Below are 14,094 nucleotides of genomic sequence, written 5' to 3'. Positions count from 1 at the left end.
ATCAGTCTTTTTGATTGTAAAGTTAGAATTAAGCGTGGATTGTAGAAACAACGCCTGAACCAACAGTACGTCCGCCTTCACGAATAGAGAAACGAGTTCCTTCTTCGATCGCGATTGGGTGGATTAATTCAACTTCGATAGTTACGTTATCACCAGGCATTACCATTTCAGTACCTTCTGGTAATTCGATAACACCAGTCACGTCAGTTGTACGGAAGTAGAACTGTGGACGGTAGTTAGTGAAGAATGGAGTATGACGTCCACCTTCTTCTTTGCTTAATACGTATACTTCAGCAGAGAATTTTGTATGTGGAGTGATTGAAGCTGGTTTAGCTAAAACTTGTCCACGTTGGATGTCTTCACGAGCAACACCACGTAATAAAGCACCGATGTTATCGCCTGCTTCAGCGTAGTCTAATAATTTACGGAACATTTCAACACCTGTTACAGTTGTTTGAGCAGTTTCGTCAGCGATACCAACGATATCTACAACGTCACCAACGCGAACTTGTCCACGTTCAACACGACCTGTAGCAACAGTACCACGTCCAGTGATTGAGAATACATCCTCAACTGGCATCATGAATGGTTTGTCAGTGTCACGAGTTGGAGTTGGGATGTACTCGTCAACTGCAGCCATTAATTCCATGATTTTTTCTTCGTAAGAAGCGTCGCCTTCTAAAGCTTTCAAAGCAGAACCTGCAACAACTGGAGTGTCATCGCCTGGGAAATCGTATTCTGATAATAAGTCACGAACTTCCATTTCTACTAATTCTAATAATTCTTCGTCATCAACCATATCCATTTTGTTTAAGAATACAACGATGTAAGGAACACCTACGTTACGAGATAATAAGATGTGTTCGCGTGTTTGAGGCATAGGACCATCAGCAGCAGATACTACTAAGATCGCGCCGTCCATTTGAGCAGCACCAGTGATCATGTTTTTAACGTAGTCCGCGTGACCTGGGCAGTCAACGTGAGCGTAGTGACGTGCATCAGTTTCGTACTCAACGTGAGCTGTTGAGATAGTGATTCCGCGTTCGCGCTCTTCAGGAGCACCATCGATTTGGTCGTAAGCAGAAGCTTGTGCCAAACCTTTTTTAGATAAAACAGTTGTGATTGCAGCTGTTAAAGTAGTTTTACCATGGTCAACGTGTCCGATAGTACCAATGTTTACATGGGGTTTAGAACGGTCAAATTTTTCTTTTGCCATTTTATATGTTCCTCCTAAGTGTTTTAAAGTATTTTATCTGATAGGTAAGGAATCAACGAGTGATTCCTTTCCCATATCATCGTTCATTATTGTACACGAAACTGTCAAAAAAATATAGTTTTTTGAAGCATTTCAAGAATGATTAAAAATTATTCAGCTTTTCCGCCGTTTTTCTTAATGATTTCTTCTTGAATCGATTTCGGTACGTCTTCATAGTGGTCAAATACCATCATGAATGTTCCACGTCCTTGAGTTGAAGAACGTAGAGTTGTTGCGTATCCAAACATTTCAGATAAAGGCACGATAGCATTTACGATTTGCGCATTACCATGTGCTTCCATACCTTCAACGCGTCCACGACGAGCAGTTACGTGTCCCATTACATCACCTAAGTAATCTTCTGGTACAGTTACAGTAACTTTCATCATTGGTTCAAGGATAACTGGTTGTGCTTTCTTCGCAGCCGCACGTAGCGCCATAGAAGCAGCAACACGGAAGGCTGTTTCATTCGAATCGACATCATGGTAAGAACCATCATAAAGTTTCGCTTTGATATCTACTAATGGATATCCAGCCAACACACCATTTGCCATTGAGTCTTCAAGACCTTTTTCAACAGCTGGAATGTATTCACGTGGAACAACCCCACCGACGATTGCGTTTTCGAATTCGAAACCGCCACCTTCTTCGTTAGGTGTAAATTCGATCCATACGTGACCGTATTGACCTTTACCACCTGATTGACGTACAAATTTACCCTCTGCATTTGTCGCAGCACGGAAAGTTTCACGGTAAGATACTTGAGGAGCACCTACGTTTGCTTCCACTTTGAACTCACGACGCATACGGTCAACTAATACATCTAAATGCAACTCACCCATACCAGCGATTACAGTTTCACCAGTTTCAACGTTTGTTTCAACGCGGAATGATGGATCTTCTTCAGCTAGTTTTTGTAGAGCAAGACCCATTTTATCTTGGTCAGCTTTTGATTTAGGTTCAACAGCTACTTCGATAACTGGATCAGGGAATTCAATCGATTCAAGGATAACTGGTGAATTTTCAGCACACAATGTATCCCCAGTTGTTGTATCTTTCAATCCAACAGCTGCAGCGATATCTCCTGAGTATACTTTTTGGATTTCTTGACGTGTATTCGCGTGCATTTGTAGAATACGTCCAATACGTTCACGTTTGCCTTTAGAAGCATTCAATACGTAAGAACCAGATTCTAATACACCTGAATAAACACGGAAGAATGTTAGACGACCTACGAATGGGTCAGTCATAACTTTAAATGCTAATGATGCAAATGGAGCTTCATCGTCAGCTGGACGAGTAGTTTCTTCGTCCGTTTTAGGGTCAATCCCATTGATTGCAGGGATATCTAGAGGTGATGGTAAGTAATCGATTACCGCATCTAGTAATAATTGAACCCCTTTATTTTTGAAGGCCGTACCACACATTACAGGGTAGAATTCTACCGCTACAGTTGCTTTACGGATTCCTTCTTTTAATTCTTCGACAGTGATTTCTTCACCTTCTAAGAATTTCATTGTTAAGTCTTCATCAGTTTCAGCAACTGCTTCAACTAATTTTTCATGCCATTCTTCAGCTAACTCACGGTATTCTTCTGGGATTTCAGTTTCTTGAATCTCAGTACCTAAGTCATTTGTGTAGATTTCAGCTTTCATTGTCACAAGGTCAATGATTCCTGTGAAATCATCTTCCGCACCAATTGGTAATTGGATTGGATGAGCGTTTGCTTGTAAACGGTCATGTAAAGTTGATACAGAATATAAGAAGTCTGCACCAATTTTGTCCATTTTGTTACAGAATACGATACGTGGAACGCCATATTCTGTTGCTTGACGCCAAACAGTTTCTGTTTGAGGTTCTACACCTGATTGTGAGTCTAAAACAGTTACTGCGCCATCAAGTACGCGTAATGAACGTTGTACTTCGATCGTGAAATCCACGTGTCCAGGAGTGTCAATGATGTTGACACGGTTCCCTTTCCATTGAGCAGTAGTTGCCGCAGATGTAATCGTGATCCCGCGTTCTTGTTCTTGTTCCATCCAGTCCATTTGTGAAGCTCCTTCATGAGTTTCACCAATTTTGTGGATACGACCAGTGTAGTACAAGATACGTTCAGTTGTTGTTGTTTTACCAGCATCAACGTGGGCCATGATTCCGATATTACGAGTGTTTTTTAAAGAAAATTCTCTTGCCATATTCGTTGTGTTCTCCTCTCGTTACGAGTACATGGTTGTCAAATTTCTTGCAAAAAATTGCAAGTAAATCTTACCAACGATAGTGTGCAAACGCACGGTTAGCATCAGCCATTTTGTGAGTGTCTTCGCGTTTTTTAACAGAAGCACCAGTGTTATTGGCAGCATCCATGATTTCTTTTGCTAGACGCTCTTCCATTGTGTGTTCTCCACGCAAACGAGCGTAGTTAACTACCCAACGAAGACCTAAAGTCGTACGACGTTCAGGGCGAACTTCAACTGGTACTTGATAGTTAGAACCCCCAACACGACGAGCTTTTACTTCTAATACAGGCATAATGTTTTTCATTGCTTGTTCGAAAACTTCCAATGGATCATTACCTGTAGATTCTTTGATAATATCAAATGAATTGTAGATAATATTTGCAGCAACTCCGCGTTTTCCGTCGATCATTACACGGTTGATTAAGCGAGTTACTAATTTTGAGTTATAAATAGGATCTGGTAAGACATCACGTTTTGCAACAGGACCTTTACGAGGCATCCGTAACTCCTCCTTCCGAAAAGTGGTTTTTTTATAGTATGTTTTGTTCTGTTTATCGTCTTAAAAGACTTAAGCTTTAGGACGTTTTGTTCCGTATTTAGAACGAGATTGTTTACGGTCAGTAACTCCCGCAGTATCTAACGCTCCACGAACGATATGGTAACGTACTCCAGGTAAATCTTTTACACGTCCACCACGTAGTAAAACCACGCTATGTTCTTGTAAGTTATGTCCGATACCTGGGATATAAGCAGTAACTTCGATTAAGTTAGATAAACGAACACGTGCATATTTACGTAAAGCCGAGTTCGGTTTCTTAGGAGTCATAGTTCCCACACGTGTAGCTACCCCACGTTTTTGAGGTGAACTCACATTTGTTTGAGTTTTTTTGAAGCTGTTGTATCCTTTATTAAGTGCAGGTGAATTTGATTTTTCAACCTTAGATTTACGAGGTTTACGTACTAATTGATTAATTGTAGGCATCCCTTGTCATCCTCCTTCCTGATTCTCTGATATAGACCCACACATCCAGGTGGTTCTTTTTTTTCAATAAAAAATAATGCAGACGACAGTTGCCTTGCATGAAAGTGTACTTTCACAGTCAGCACGTCTCGAAATGAGACCTGTATATAAAGCACCTTAAACATAGTATCATGCATTTTTAAACGTGTCAATTATTCTTGAACTATTTTTTTATTTTTTTTCGGATAAATTTTTTTCTCATCTTTTCGGTCTAGACTGTCTATTTTGAACGTTTCTTACTATAATAGAGGTAACAAATCTAAACATAAAGGTGATGGACATGAATTTAAAACAGCTCGTAGGAATTGAAGCAGCCTCTTACATTACAGATGGCATGATCGTAGGATTAGGAACCGGTTCAACTGCGTACTATTTTATTGAAGAGCTGGGCCGACGTGTACAAGAAGAACACTTACAGATTACCGGTGTCCCCACTTCATTTGCTTCCAAAAAACAAGCAAGTGACTGTCAAATTCCAATTGCAACAATCGATGAAGTCCCATATGTCGATGTCGTCGTTGACGGTGCAGATGAAGTTTCTGCTGAATTTCACGGGATCAAAGGTGGCGGTGCTGCTCTACTATTTGAAAAAATCGTCGCCTCAAATTCTAAACAAGTCATTTGGATCGTTGATGAATCAAAATTAGTTGAACATTTAGGAAACTTCCCGCTACCAGTCGAAGTGATCCCATACGGCGAAGAGCAGCTATTTAGTTATTTCAACAGCCAAGAGTATCATCCGACATTTCGTTTGGATGCAGACGGTGAAAAGCTACTTACGGACTGTAAACATCACATCATCGATCTTCACTTAGATGAAATCCGTGCTCCTCATGCACTTGCCGATGAATTAGATCATCTAGTTGGTGTAGTGGAACATGGTTTATTCCTAGATATGGCCCATACGATCATCGTCGGTACTGCCGATGGTGTAAAAACGATCCACGTGCCAAGTAAAACAGATACCTTATAGATTTTCGTGGAAAAACAATGTAAAAAAGTGTACAATAAACACGGAATGAAAAATTTCGGAAAACAACACAAAAGGAGAGTTTTTTTATGCCAAAATTAGTTTTTTCTCGTCACGGATTAAGCGAATGGAACAAATTAAACCAATTCACTGGTTGGGCGGATGTTGATTTAGCCCCTGAAGGTGTTGAAGAAGCAAAAGAAGGCGGACGTAAAATCAAAGAAGCAGGAATCGAATTCGATGTTGCTTACACTTCTGTTTTAACTCGTGCCATCAAAACTTGTAACTACATTTTAGAATACTCTGATCAATTATGGGTACCTCAAACAAAATCTTGGCGCTTAAACGAACGCCACTATGGTAAATTACAAGGATTAAACAAACAAGAAACTGCTGAAAAATACGGAGATGACCAAGTACACATCTGGCGTCGTTCATACGATGTATTGCCTCCATTAATGGAAGCAACTGATGAAGGTTCTGCAGCAAACGACCGTCGTTATGCTGATTTAGACCCTCGCGACGTACCTGGTGGAGAAAACTTAAAAGTTACTCTAGAACGTGCTTTACCTTTCTGGCAAGATGAAATCGCACCTGCTTTATTAGACGGTAAAACTGTTTTAGTAGCAGCTCACGGTAACTCTTTACGTGCTTTAGCAAAACACATCGAACAAATCTCTGATGAAGACATCATGGATCTAGAAATCCCTACTGGTCAACCTTTAGTTTACGAATTAAACGATGACTTATCAGTAGCGAAAAAATACTACTTATAATAAAAAAACCTTCCTGAAATCAGGAAGGTTTTCTTTTTTTAATTTAGATGAAGCTTGAAGGTGTCATACATGCTTCATAGATTGCAACAACATCTTCTTTTTGCAATGGTTGGAAACCAATCGTATCGATTTTGCTGTGTGCAACAGCTTGAGCAGCCATTTCTTCAAAAGCAGAATCATCTTCGATTCCGACTTCTGGTAATGTCATTGGGATACCACATGCTACAAAGTAATCGTATAATTTTTGGATTCCCATACGTGCTGCCATTTCTGGAACACTTTCTTGAACGTGGAAAACTTCACGCGCAAAACGAGCTAATTTATCCACTGTTTCATCATTTAACACATGTTCCATCCAACGTGGAGTTAAGATCGCAAGTCCAATACCATGTGTGATATCGTAAAAAGCACTTAATTCATGTTCCATTGGGTGAGTTGACCAAGTACCGGCTTTACCGCTACCTGTCAGGCCGTTTAATGCTAAACTACTTGCCCACATCAAGTTCGCACGTGCATCGTAGTTTTCTGGATCTTTTAACGCGATCGGTGCATTTTGGATCACTGTACGCATCAAGCCTTCAGCTACGCCGTCTTGTACATCCGTACCTGGTGTTAAGTCAAAATAGTTTTCCATCAAATGACTAAAGATATCTGCAGAACCCGCTGCTGTTTGGTATTCACTTACGGTAAATGTCAATGTAGGATCTAAGAATGAAGCTTTTGGTAGGAAGCTTGGTCCACCAAAACCTAATTTTTGTTTTGTTTTTAAGTTTGTGATTACAGAACCACGGTTCATTTCACTACCTGTAGCTGCTAATGTTAAAATCGTTACTAATGGTACTGCATCGCCCATATAGCCACGTTTTTCAACCATTTCCCAAAGGTCACCTTCATAAAATGCGCCCCCAGCAATTGCTTTACTACAGTCGATAACCGAACCACCACCGACAGCTAAGATCACATCGATTGCTTCGGCTTTACAGATTTCTGCCCCTTGTTCTACTGTTTCAATACGTGGATTTGGATCAACACCAGAAACTTCAAAGACTTCGTTGCCGTTTTCTTTCATTAGGTCCATGATTTTACCATATAGGCCACTACGCTTGATGCTACCTCCGCCATATACTAATAAAACGCGTTTTCCAAATTGATTTAAAACTTCTGGTAGTTCGCCTAGACGATCTTTCCCAAAACGAATATCTGTGTTTACATTAAATGTAAAATTTTCCATCTATGTTCATCCTCTCTATCTAATACATGGTATACAATACTAAAAAATAAGCAGGTATACCACTAATTTAGCTTGTATACCTGCTTTTTTCTTATATGATTCTTATGCGATTGCAGTTTCTAAACCAATTTTGATCATATCATTAAATGTTGTTTGGCGTTCTGCAGCACTTGTTTCTTCACCTGTCACAATATGATCACTCACAGTACAGATCGCTAATGTCTGCACACCAAATTTAGCTCCTAGATAGTAAAGGATTGCCGCTTCCATCTCAACACCCATCACGTTGTAATCGGCTAGACGCAAAGTAGACGTCATATCATCTTTATAAAACGTATCTTCGGATAGGATATTTCCTACGTGTGTCGTTACACCGTGTTCTGTTGCTAATTCATATGCTGTTTTCAACAATTGAAAATCCGCGATCGGTGCAAAATGAAATTCACCAAAATGTTTTTGGACCATCGATGAACTTGTCACAGCACCTTGAGCGATGATCAAATCACGCACATGAACATCTTCTGAGATCGCACCACATGTTCCGACACGGATCAGTTTTTTCACGCCGTAAGATTGGATCAATTCTTGCATGTAAATACCCGCTGAAGGCATCCCCATTCCTGTTCCTTGAACAGAAATCCGTTCTCCTTTATACGTTCCAGTAAAACCTAGCATTCCACGAACATTATTGTAGCAAACTATGTCTTCTAAAAACGTTTCTGCAATATATTTCGCGCGCAAAGGATCTCCTGGTAGTAAAATTTTGTCTGCGATTTCGCCTTCTTTAGCTTCAATGTGTACACTCATGTTTTTGTCCCTTTCTATAACGCAGCTAGCGTATCTTTGATCAATGATTTGAATTCTTGTTTGACACGTTCTGTGGTCTCCACAACTTCTTCGTGATTTAATTCTTTTTGCATACCAGCAGCTAAGTTTGTGATACAAGATACACCCAAGACACGTAAACCACTGTGTACGGCTACGATCACTTCAGGAACCGTTGACATCCCGACAGCATCGGCACCGATCGTACGGGCAAAACGAATTTCAGCTGGCGTTTCATAAGTTGGGCCAGTGAATCCCATGTAGACTCCTTCTTTTAGATGTAAGCCACTTTTCTCACCGATTTCTTTAGCTACTTTACGGTATTCATGATCAAAAGCTTGACTCATATCTGGGAAACGAGGGCCCATTTCATCGATATTTTTCCCGATTAATGGATTGGTTCCCATGAAATTGATTTGATCTGTGATCAACATCAAATCTCCTGGAGTAAAACTTTCATTTACTCCACCACAAGCGTTTGTTACGATCAATGAATGTGCGTGTAATGCAGCCATCACACGTACGGGATACGTCACAACATCCATTGAATGGCCTTCGTAAAAATGGAAACGTCCTTGCATCGCCAAGACTTTTTTACCAGCTAATTCACCGTAGACTAATTGCCCAGCGTGTCCCACAACTGTTGAAACTGGAAAATGTGGAATATCACCATAAGGAATCACGATCGCATCGGTAATCTCATCAGCCAACTCACCTAGTCCTGAACCTAAAATCAAACCAAAATCGATTTCTTTGACCCCTGCTTCTTTGATAAAAGTCGTGGTTTCTGTTAAACGTTCGTTAAATGTTGTCATCTCTACACTCCTATTTTAAATGATTTAAGAAACTTTCACCGTTTTCTGTTGCCGGAACATCAAAGTTTTCGGCAATCGTTGCAGAAATATCGGCATAATGGCCTTGAGGTAATTTACCTTGACCTTCCATTTTTTTGCTAAATACAAGTAGTGGCACATATTCTCTTGTATGATCCGTTCCAGGGAATGTTGGATCATTTCCGTGATCGGCGGTGATCATCAATAGATCGTCCTCTTCCATCGCATCTATGATCTCTGGGATTCTAGCATCAAAATCTTCGATAGCTTTGGCATATCCAACTACATCACGGCGATGACCAAACAAGGCATCAAAGTCGACTAAATTTGTAAAACTCAACCCTTCAAAGTCTTTATCCATCACTTTAAGCAATTGATCGACACCGTCCATATTGCTCTTTGTACGAACATATTCCGTAATTCCTTGTCCGTTAAAGATATCGTTGATTTTTCCAACTGCGATTACATCTTTACCATTGTCTTTTAATGAATCCAAGACTGTATGACCAAATGGATCGAGTGCATAATCATGACGATTAGCCGTACGCGTAAAGTTACCTGGTTCTCCCACATAAGGACGTGCAATGATGCGTCCGATCATATAGGGATCATCTTTTGTGATCTCGCGGACATACTCACAGATACGATACAACTCTTCTAACGGAATAATGTCTTCATGTGCTGCAATTTGCAATACTGGATCGGCTGAGGTATAGACGATCAGATCGCCAGTTTCCATTTGTCCTGGACCATAATCATCAATGACTTTCGTTCCAGAGTAAGGCAAGTTACAGACGACTTTACGACCTGAGAATTCTTCAATTTTTTGTAATAACTCTTCTGGGAATCCATCTGGAAAAACGCGGAAAGGCGTTTTAATATTTAATCCCATAATTTCCCAGTGGCCGGTCATTGTATCTTTTCCGACTGAGATCTCTTCTAGTTTCGTTGCATACCCTTTATGCTCTTTAACGTCTGTTACACCTGTCAATGGTTTGATCGTCCCTAAACCTAATTGTTCAAGATGAGGAATGGTTAAACCCGCTTCTTTAGCGATATGACCCAACGTATCTGAACCGACATCGTTGAATTTATCTGCATCCGGCGCTTCACCAATACCTACTGAATCCATGACGATCAAATGTACACGTTTAAACATATTATCCCTACTTTCTTTTAATGGTGATGCTTTATAATATAAAAAGGGTAAGACAAAGTTGACTGCGCTCCTTCCTCTCACCCCTTTTAGATACCTTATTTAGATTTAATATAGTTGCGACCATTTGCTTTTGGTCCTGAAGCTTTTCCTAAGAAAATAACTAGAACGATAATCGTTAAAACATATGGCGTGATTTGTAAATACACATCTGGAATCGAATTGATGACTGGAATGTTGCGTCCAGCGATACTCAAGTTTTGTGCGAAACCAAAGAAGATCGCGGCTCCCATTGCACCAAGTGGATTCCATTTACCAAAGATCAAGGCAGCTAATGAAATGAAACCTTGTCCTGAGATCGTCGTTACCGCAAAACGTCCTGAGATCGATTGAGCGAACAATGCTCCACCCATACCACCTAAAAATCCTGATAACAATACACCTGAGTAGCGCATCGCATATACGTTAATCCCTAAAGTGTCTGCCGCTTGTGGATGTTCACCCACAGAACGCAAGCGTAATCCAAATTTTGTTTTAAAGATGATAAACCAACCCAATACTGCTACTAAAATTGCAAAGTATGCAGGTAACGTCGTATTGGTGAAAAAGATTTTTCCGATTACTGGAATGTCACTTAACACTGGGAACGTATAATATCCAAAGATTTGTGTAATATTATCCGTTTGCCCCTTACTATAGATTACTTTAACTAAAAAGACTGCTAAAGCTGGAGCCATCAAGTTCAATACAGTACCACTAATGATATGATCAGCACGGAAATTGATGGTCGCTACCGCATGTAACACTGAGAAAATCATTCCGACAAGTCCACCGCATAACATGGCTAACCACGGTGTCCAACTACCAAATTGATCCGCAAACGTTAAATTAAAGATAATTGAGCTAAACGCACCCATTACCATAATTCCTTCAAGACCTACGTTTACGATCCCGCTACGCTCTGAAAAGATTCCGCCCAATGCTGTTAAGATCAGCGGTGCGGCATAAATCAATGTCTGGGTTACAATTGATGCAATCTCATTGATACTCATCAGATCGTACCCCCTTCCTGTGATTCATCGTCTGGTTTGGTTTCAATTTCATTTACAACAACCACTTCTTTTTTACCTTGGAAGAATTTTGCTAAAACAAAACGGATGACATAGCTAATTCCGATAAAGAAGATAATGATCGCAATATCTACATCGACTAATTCAGATGGAATACCTGCAAACTGCATTCCTTGTCCACCAAGTTTTAAGATACTAAATAAAATAGCAGCTAAGAAAATCCCGATCGAACTACCGCCACCTAATAACGATACGGCCATTCCATCAAATCCGATACTTAATGATGATCCTTGAACAAAGAAGTTGTTGAATGTTCCAAGACCTTGAACCACTCCACCAAATCCTGCAAGTGCTCCTGAAATCACCATCGAAATAATGATTGTACGTTTACTGCTCATTCCTGCATATTCTGAAGCAAATGGATTCAATCCTACTGAACGGATTTCAAATCCTAATGTCGTTTTCTTCATTAAGAACCAAATCAATACTAAAAATAGGATAGCAAAGAAGATTCCTAAGTTTAGACGTGAACCATTGGTTAAATTAGATAAAAAACTTGTTTGCAAAGAGGCACTACTTGAAATCGTCTTTGTTACCCCTTTAGTTGAAATAATATCTGGACTCATCACGTTGTTTACGATATGTGTACTAACGTATAATAAAATATAGTTCATCATAATGGTTACGATTACTTCACTCGTGCCAAAGAATGCACGTAAAATCCCTGGAATCGCTGCAGCAATTGCTCCTGCTACCACCCCTGCGATTACCGCTGCTGGTAATACGACGATTGCTGGTGCTTCTGGCATCGATAACGCTACCCAAATACTAGCAACCCATCCACAAAGCGCTTGGCCTGAAAGCCCGATATTGAAAAATCCAGCCGAATTGGCGACTGCAAACCCAAGACCTGTAAAAATCAACGGCGCTGCGGTTACAAATACTTCTCCGATATTTCTGGCATTGATCCCACCAGACTGCATATCTACAAATACAGTTCGAAACATTGTCTGGTATCCAGTCACTGGATTATACCCAAAGATCAACATGATCAAGCCACCTAGAAGGAATCCCAAGATAACCGCAATGATCGGAACCGACAGATTTCTAATTTTTTCCGCTCGATTATTCAACAGTCTCACCTACCTCAGCTAGCTCTTTTCTGGCTTCTTCTAATGAATATCCTGCCATCAACAACCCTAATTCTTTTTCTGATGTTTCTTTTGGATCAACGATACCTACGATTTTACCAGCGTGGATCACGGCGATTCGATCAGAAACATTTAAAATCTCTTCTAGTTCAAAACTAACAAGTAAAACAGCTTTCATCTTATCGCGTTGCTCGATCAAACGTTTGTGGATAAACTCGATTGCCCCTACGTCTAACCCACGTGTCGGATTGGCTACGATTAATAGATCAGGATTACGATCTACCTCACGTGCGATAATGGCTTTTTGTTGGTTCCCACCAGATAATGCACTTGCTGGGACAAGTTCACTTACTGTTCGCACGTCGAATTCTTGGATCAAATCACGCGCGTGTTCGTTGATCTCACCATAATTTAGCACGCCCATTTTACTATAAGGTTCTTGATAGTAAGTTTGGATCCCGATATTTTCGGCTAAAGACATCTCTAAAACCAAGCCATATTTGTGGCGGTCTTCAGGGACGTTACCGACACCAGCTTCTGTAATTTTACGCGGAGACAAATTAGTAAGCGATTCTCCATTTAATTTGATCTCGCCACTTTCGACTTTCCGTAATCCAGTCAAGGCTTGAAGTAATTCAGATTGACCGTTACCATCGATCCCGGCGATCCCTAATACTTCTCCTGCACGAACTTCTAAACTTAAGTCTTTGACTGCTTCTAGTCCACGATTTTCTTTAACGACAAGATTTTCGACACTCAAAACAACTTCTTGTGGTCTTGCTTCTTTTTTCGCTGTTTTAAACGATACCGCACGTCCAACCATCATATCTGCTAGTTGTTGTGAGGTTACGTCTTTTACATCAACAGTTCCGATACTCTTACCACGACGGATAACTGAACAACGATCAGCTACTGCTTTGATCTCGTCTAATTTATGCGTAATGATAATAATCGATTTGCCTTCTTTAACTAATTCTTTCATGATCACAATCAATTCTTCGATTTCTTGTGGTGTTAATACAGCAGTAGGTTCATCAAAGATCAACACATCGGCACCACGATACAATGTTTTTAAAATCTCAACCCGTTGTTGCATTCCGACTGAAATATCGCGAACTAAAGCATCAGGATCAACAGAAAGACCATATTGTTTTGAAACTTGTTCGATTTCAGCACGTGCATCTTTTTTGTTTAACATACCAAAATGCGTTTTTTCACTACCTAAAATAATGTTTTCTGTTACTGTAAAAGCATCCACTAACATAAAATGCTGATACACCATCCCAATACCCAAGCGATTGGCTACTGTCGGACTTGAAATGTTAACTTCTTTTCCATTCAATAAAATTTCGCCTGAGGTTGGTTCCAAAATACCAGACAACATGTTCATCAGCGTCGATTTACCCGCACCATTTTCACCTAATAATGCGTGGATCTCTCCTTTTCGTAGCTGCAGATTAATGTCATCATTGGCTTTAAAGGTACCAAATTGCTTCGTAATGTGACGCATCTCAATGACATAATTTTGCTCTTGGGCCACTTTATTCACATCCTTACTTATTTTCTGCG

13 protein-coding genes are annotated in these 14,094 nt (G+C 40.2%); 2 read left to right on the top strand and 11 right to left on the bottom strand.

Translation table 11 applies throughout. From position 1 onward, the window contains the following. Window positions 1-28: 28 nt before the first annotated feature. The 4 genes from tuf to rpsL all read right to left on the bottom strand — a co-directional run bounded on the left by tuf (window position 29) and on the right by rpsL (window position 4,474). Complete coding sequence (tuf, locus tag ACWOEC_RS05590; RefSeq protein WP_455306620.1) at window positions 29-1,216, bottom strand: elongation factor Tu; 1,188 nt, start codon at window positions 1,214-1,216, stop codon at window positions 29-31. Between the two features lie 149 nt (window positions 1,217-1,365). Then, on the bottom strand, window positions 1,366-3,450 hold the full coding sequence (gene fusA / locus ACWOEC_RS05585; protein ID WP_455306619.1) for an elongation factor G: 2,085 nt from the start codon (window positions 3,448-3,450) through the stop codon (window positions 1,366-1,368). Window positions 3,451-3,520: 70 nt separating this feature from the next. Next, window positions 3,521-3,991: a 30S ribosomal protein S7 gene (gene rpsG / locus ACWOEC_RS05580; protein WP_016186009.1), complete on the bottom strand. Its 471-nt coding sequence runs from the start codon at window positions 3,989-3,991 to the stop codon at window positions 3,521-3,523. Between the two features lie 69 nt (window positions 3,992-4,060). Beyond that, window positions 4,061-4,474: a 30S ribosomal protein S12 gene (rpsL, locus tag ACWOEC_RS05575; protein ID WP_016186010.1), complete on the bottom strand. Its 414-nt coding sequence runs from the start codon at window positions 4,472-4,474 to the stop codon at window positions 4,061-4,063. 319 nt (window positions 4,475-4,793) lie between these two features. Here rpsL and rpiA point away from each other — a divergent pair, with 319 nt between their 5' ends. Together rpiA and ACWOEC_RS05565 are read left to right on the top strand one after the other, a co-directional pair. Next, complete coding sequence (gene rpiA, locus ACWOEC_RS05570; RefSeq protein ID WP_455306618.1) at window positions 4,794-5,486, top strand: ribose-5-phosphate isomerase RpiA; 693 nt, start codon at window positions 4,794-4,796, stop codon at window positions 5,484-5,486. Window positions 5,487-5,572: 86 nt separating this feature from the next. Then, entirely contained in the window at window positions 5,573-6,259 is a 687-nt protein-coding gene (locus ACWOEC_RS05565; protein WP_016186012.1) for a 2,3-diphosphoglycerate-dependent phosphoglycerate mutase, read from the top strand. Window positions 6,260-6,302: 43 nt separating this feature from the next. Here the strand turns inward: ACWOEC_RS05565 and ACWOEC_RS05560 are convergent, their stop codons facing one another. The 7 genes from ACWOEC_RS05560 to ACWOEC_RS05530 form a co-directional block, all read right to left on the bottom strand. Beyond that, on the bottom strand, window positions 6,303-7,490 hold the full coding sequence (locus ACWOEC_RS05560) for an iron-containing alcohol dehydrogenase (RefSeq protein WP_455306617.1): 1,188 nt from the start codon (window positions 7,488-7,490) through the stop codon (window positions 6,303-6,305). A 102-nt stretch (window positions 7,491-7,592) separates the two neighbouring features. Then, window positions 7,593-8,297, bottom strand: a complete 705-nt coding sequence (gene deoD, locus ACWOEC_RS05555) for a purine-nucleoside phosphorylase (RefSeq protein ID WP_455306616.1) — start codon at window positions 8,295-8,297, stop codon at window positions 7,593-7,595. A gap of 14 nt (window positions 8,298-8,311) precedes the next feature. After that, window positions 8,312-9,130, bottom strand: coding sequence for a purine-nucleoside phosphorylase (locus ACWOEC_RS05550; protein ID WP_297079413.1), 819 nt, complete (start codon window positions 9,128-9,130; stop codon window positions 8,312-8,314). 10 nt (window positions 9,131-9,140) lie between these two features. Continuing rightward, window positions 9,141-10,307: a phosphopentomutase gene (gene deoB / locus ACWOEC_RS05545; RefSeq protein ID WP_297079412.1), complete on the bottom strand. Its 1,167-nt coding sequence runs from the start codon at window positions 10,305-10,307 to the stop codon at window positions 9,141-9,143. 95 nt (window positions 10,308-10,402) lie between these two features. Further along, window positions 10,403-11,356, bottom strand: a complete 954-nt coding sequence (locus ACWOEC_RS05540) for an ABC transporter permease (protein WP_455306615.1) — start codon at window positions 11,354-11,356, stop codon at window positions 10,403-10,405. Next, window positions 11,356-12,507: an ABC transporter permease gene (locus ACWOEC_RS05535; RefSeq protein ID WP_455306614.1), complete on the bottom strand. Its 1,152-nt coding sequence runs from the start codon at window positions 12,505-12,507 to the stop codon at window positions 11,356-11,358. The genes ACWOEC_RS05540 and ACWOEC_RS05535 overlap by 1 nt, the downstream gene beginning before the upstream one ends. Beyond that, the gene (locus ACWOEC_RS05530) at window positions 12,500-14,035 is read right to left on the bottom strand and encodes an ABC transporter ATP-binding protein (protein ID WP_455306656.1); all 1,536 of its coding nucleotides are present in this window, start codon (window positions 14,033-14,035) and stop codon (window positions 12,500-12,502) included. Before ACWOEC_RS05530 ends, ACWOEC_RS05535 begins: the two co-directional genes overlap by 8 nt. Between the last annotated feature and the right edge of the window lie 59 nt (window positions 14,036-14,094).

The sequence above is a fragment of the Enterococcus bulliens genome (assembly GCF_053761865.1).
This window is presented reverse-complemented; position numbering and strand designations above follow the sequence as displayed.

Coding starts and splice junctions, on each gene's coding strand:
- tuf (WP_455306620.1), bottom strand. CDS start 1,216: ATGGCAAAAGAAAAATTTGACCGTTCTAAACCCCATGTAAACATTGGT.
- fusA (WP_455306619.1), bottom strand. CDS start 3,450: ATGGCAAGAGAATTTTCTTTAAAAAACACTCGTAATATCGGAATCATG.
- rpsG (WP_016186009.1), bottom strand. CDS start 3,991: ATGCCTCGTAAAGGTCCTGTTGCAAAACGTGATGTCTTACCAGATCCT.
- rpsL (WP_016186010.1), bottom strand. CDS start 4,474: ATGCCTACAATTAATCAATTAGTACGTAAACCTCGTAAATCTAAGGTT.
- rpiA (WP_455306618.1), top strand. CDS start 4,794: ATGAATTTAAAACAGCTCGTAGGAATTGAAGCAGCCTCTTACATTACA.
- ACWOEC_RS05565 (WP_016186012.1), top strand. CDS start 5,573: ATGCCAAAATTAGTTTTTTCTCGTCACGGATTAAGCGAATGGAACAAA.
- ACWOEC_RS05560 (WP_455306617.1), bottom strand. CDS start 7,490: ATGGAAAATTTTACATTTAATGTAAACACAGATATTCGTTTTGGGAAA.
- deoD (WP_455306616.1), bottom strand. CDS start 8,297: ATGAGTGTACACATTGAAGCTAAAGAAGGCGAAATCGCAGACAAAATT.
- ACWOEC_RS05550 (WP_297079413.1), bottom strand. CDS start 9,130: ATGACAACATTTAACGAACGTTTAACAGAAACCACGACTTTTATCAAA.
- deoB (WP_297079412.1), bottom strand. CDS start 10,307: ATGTTTAAACGTGTACATTTGATCGTCATGGATTCAGTAGGTATTGGT.
- ACWOEC_RS05540 (WP_455306615.1), bottom strand. CDS start 11,356: ATGAGTATCAATGAGATTGCATCAATTGTAACCCAGACATTGATTTAT.
- ACWOEC_RS05530 (WP_455306656.1), bottom strand. CDS start 14,035: ATGCGTCACATTACGAAGCAATTTGGTACCTTTAAAGCCAATGATGAC.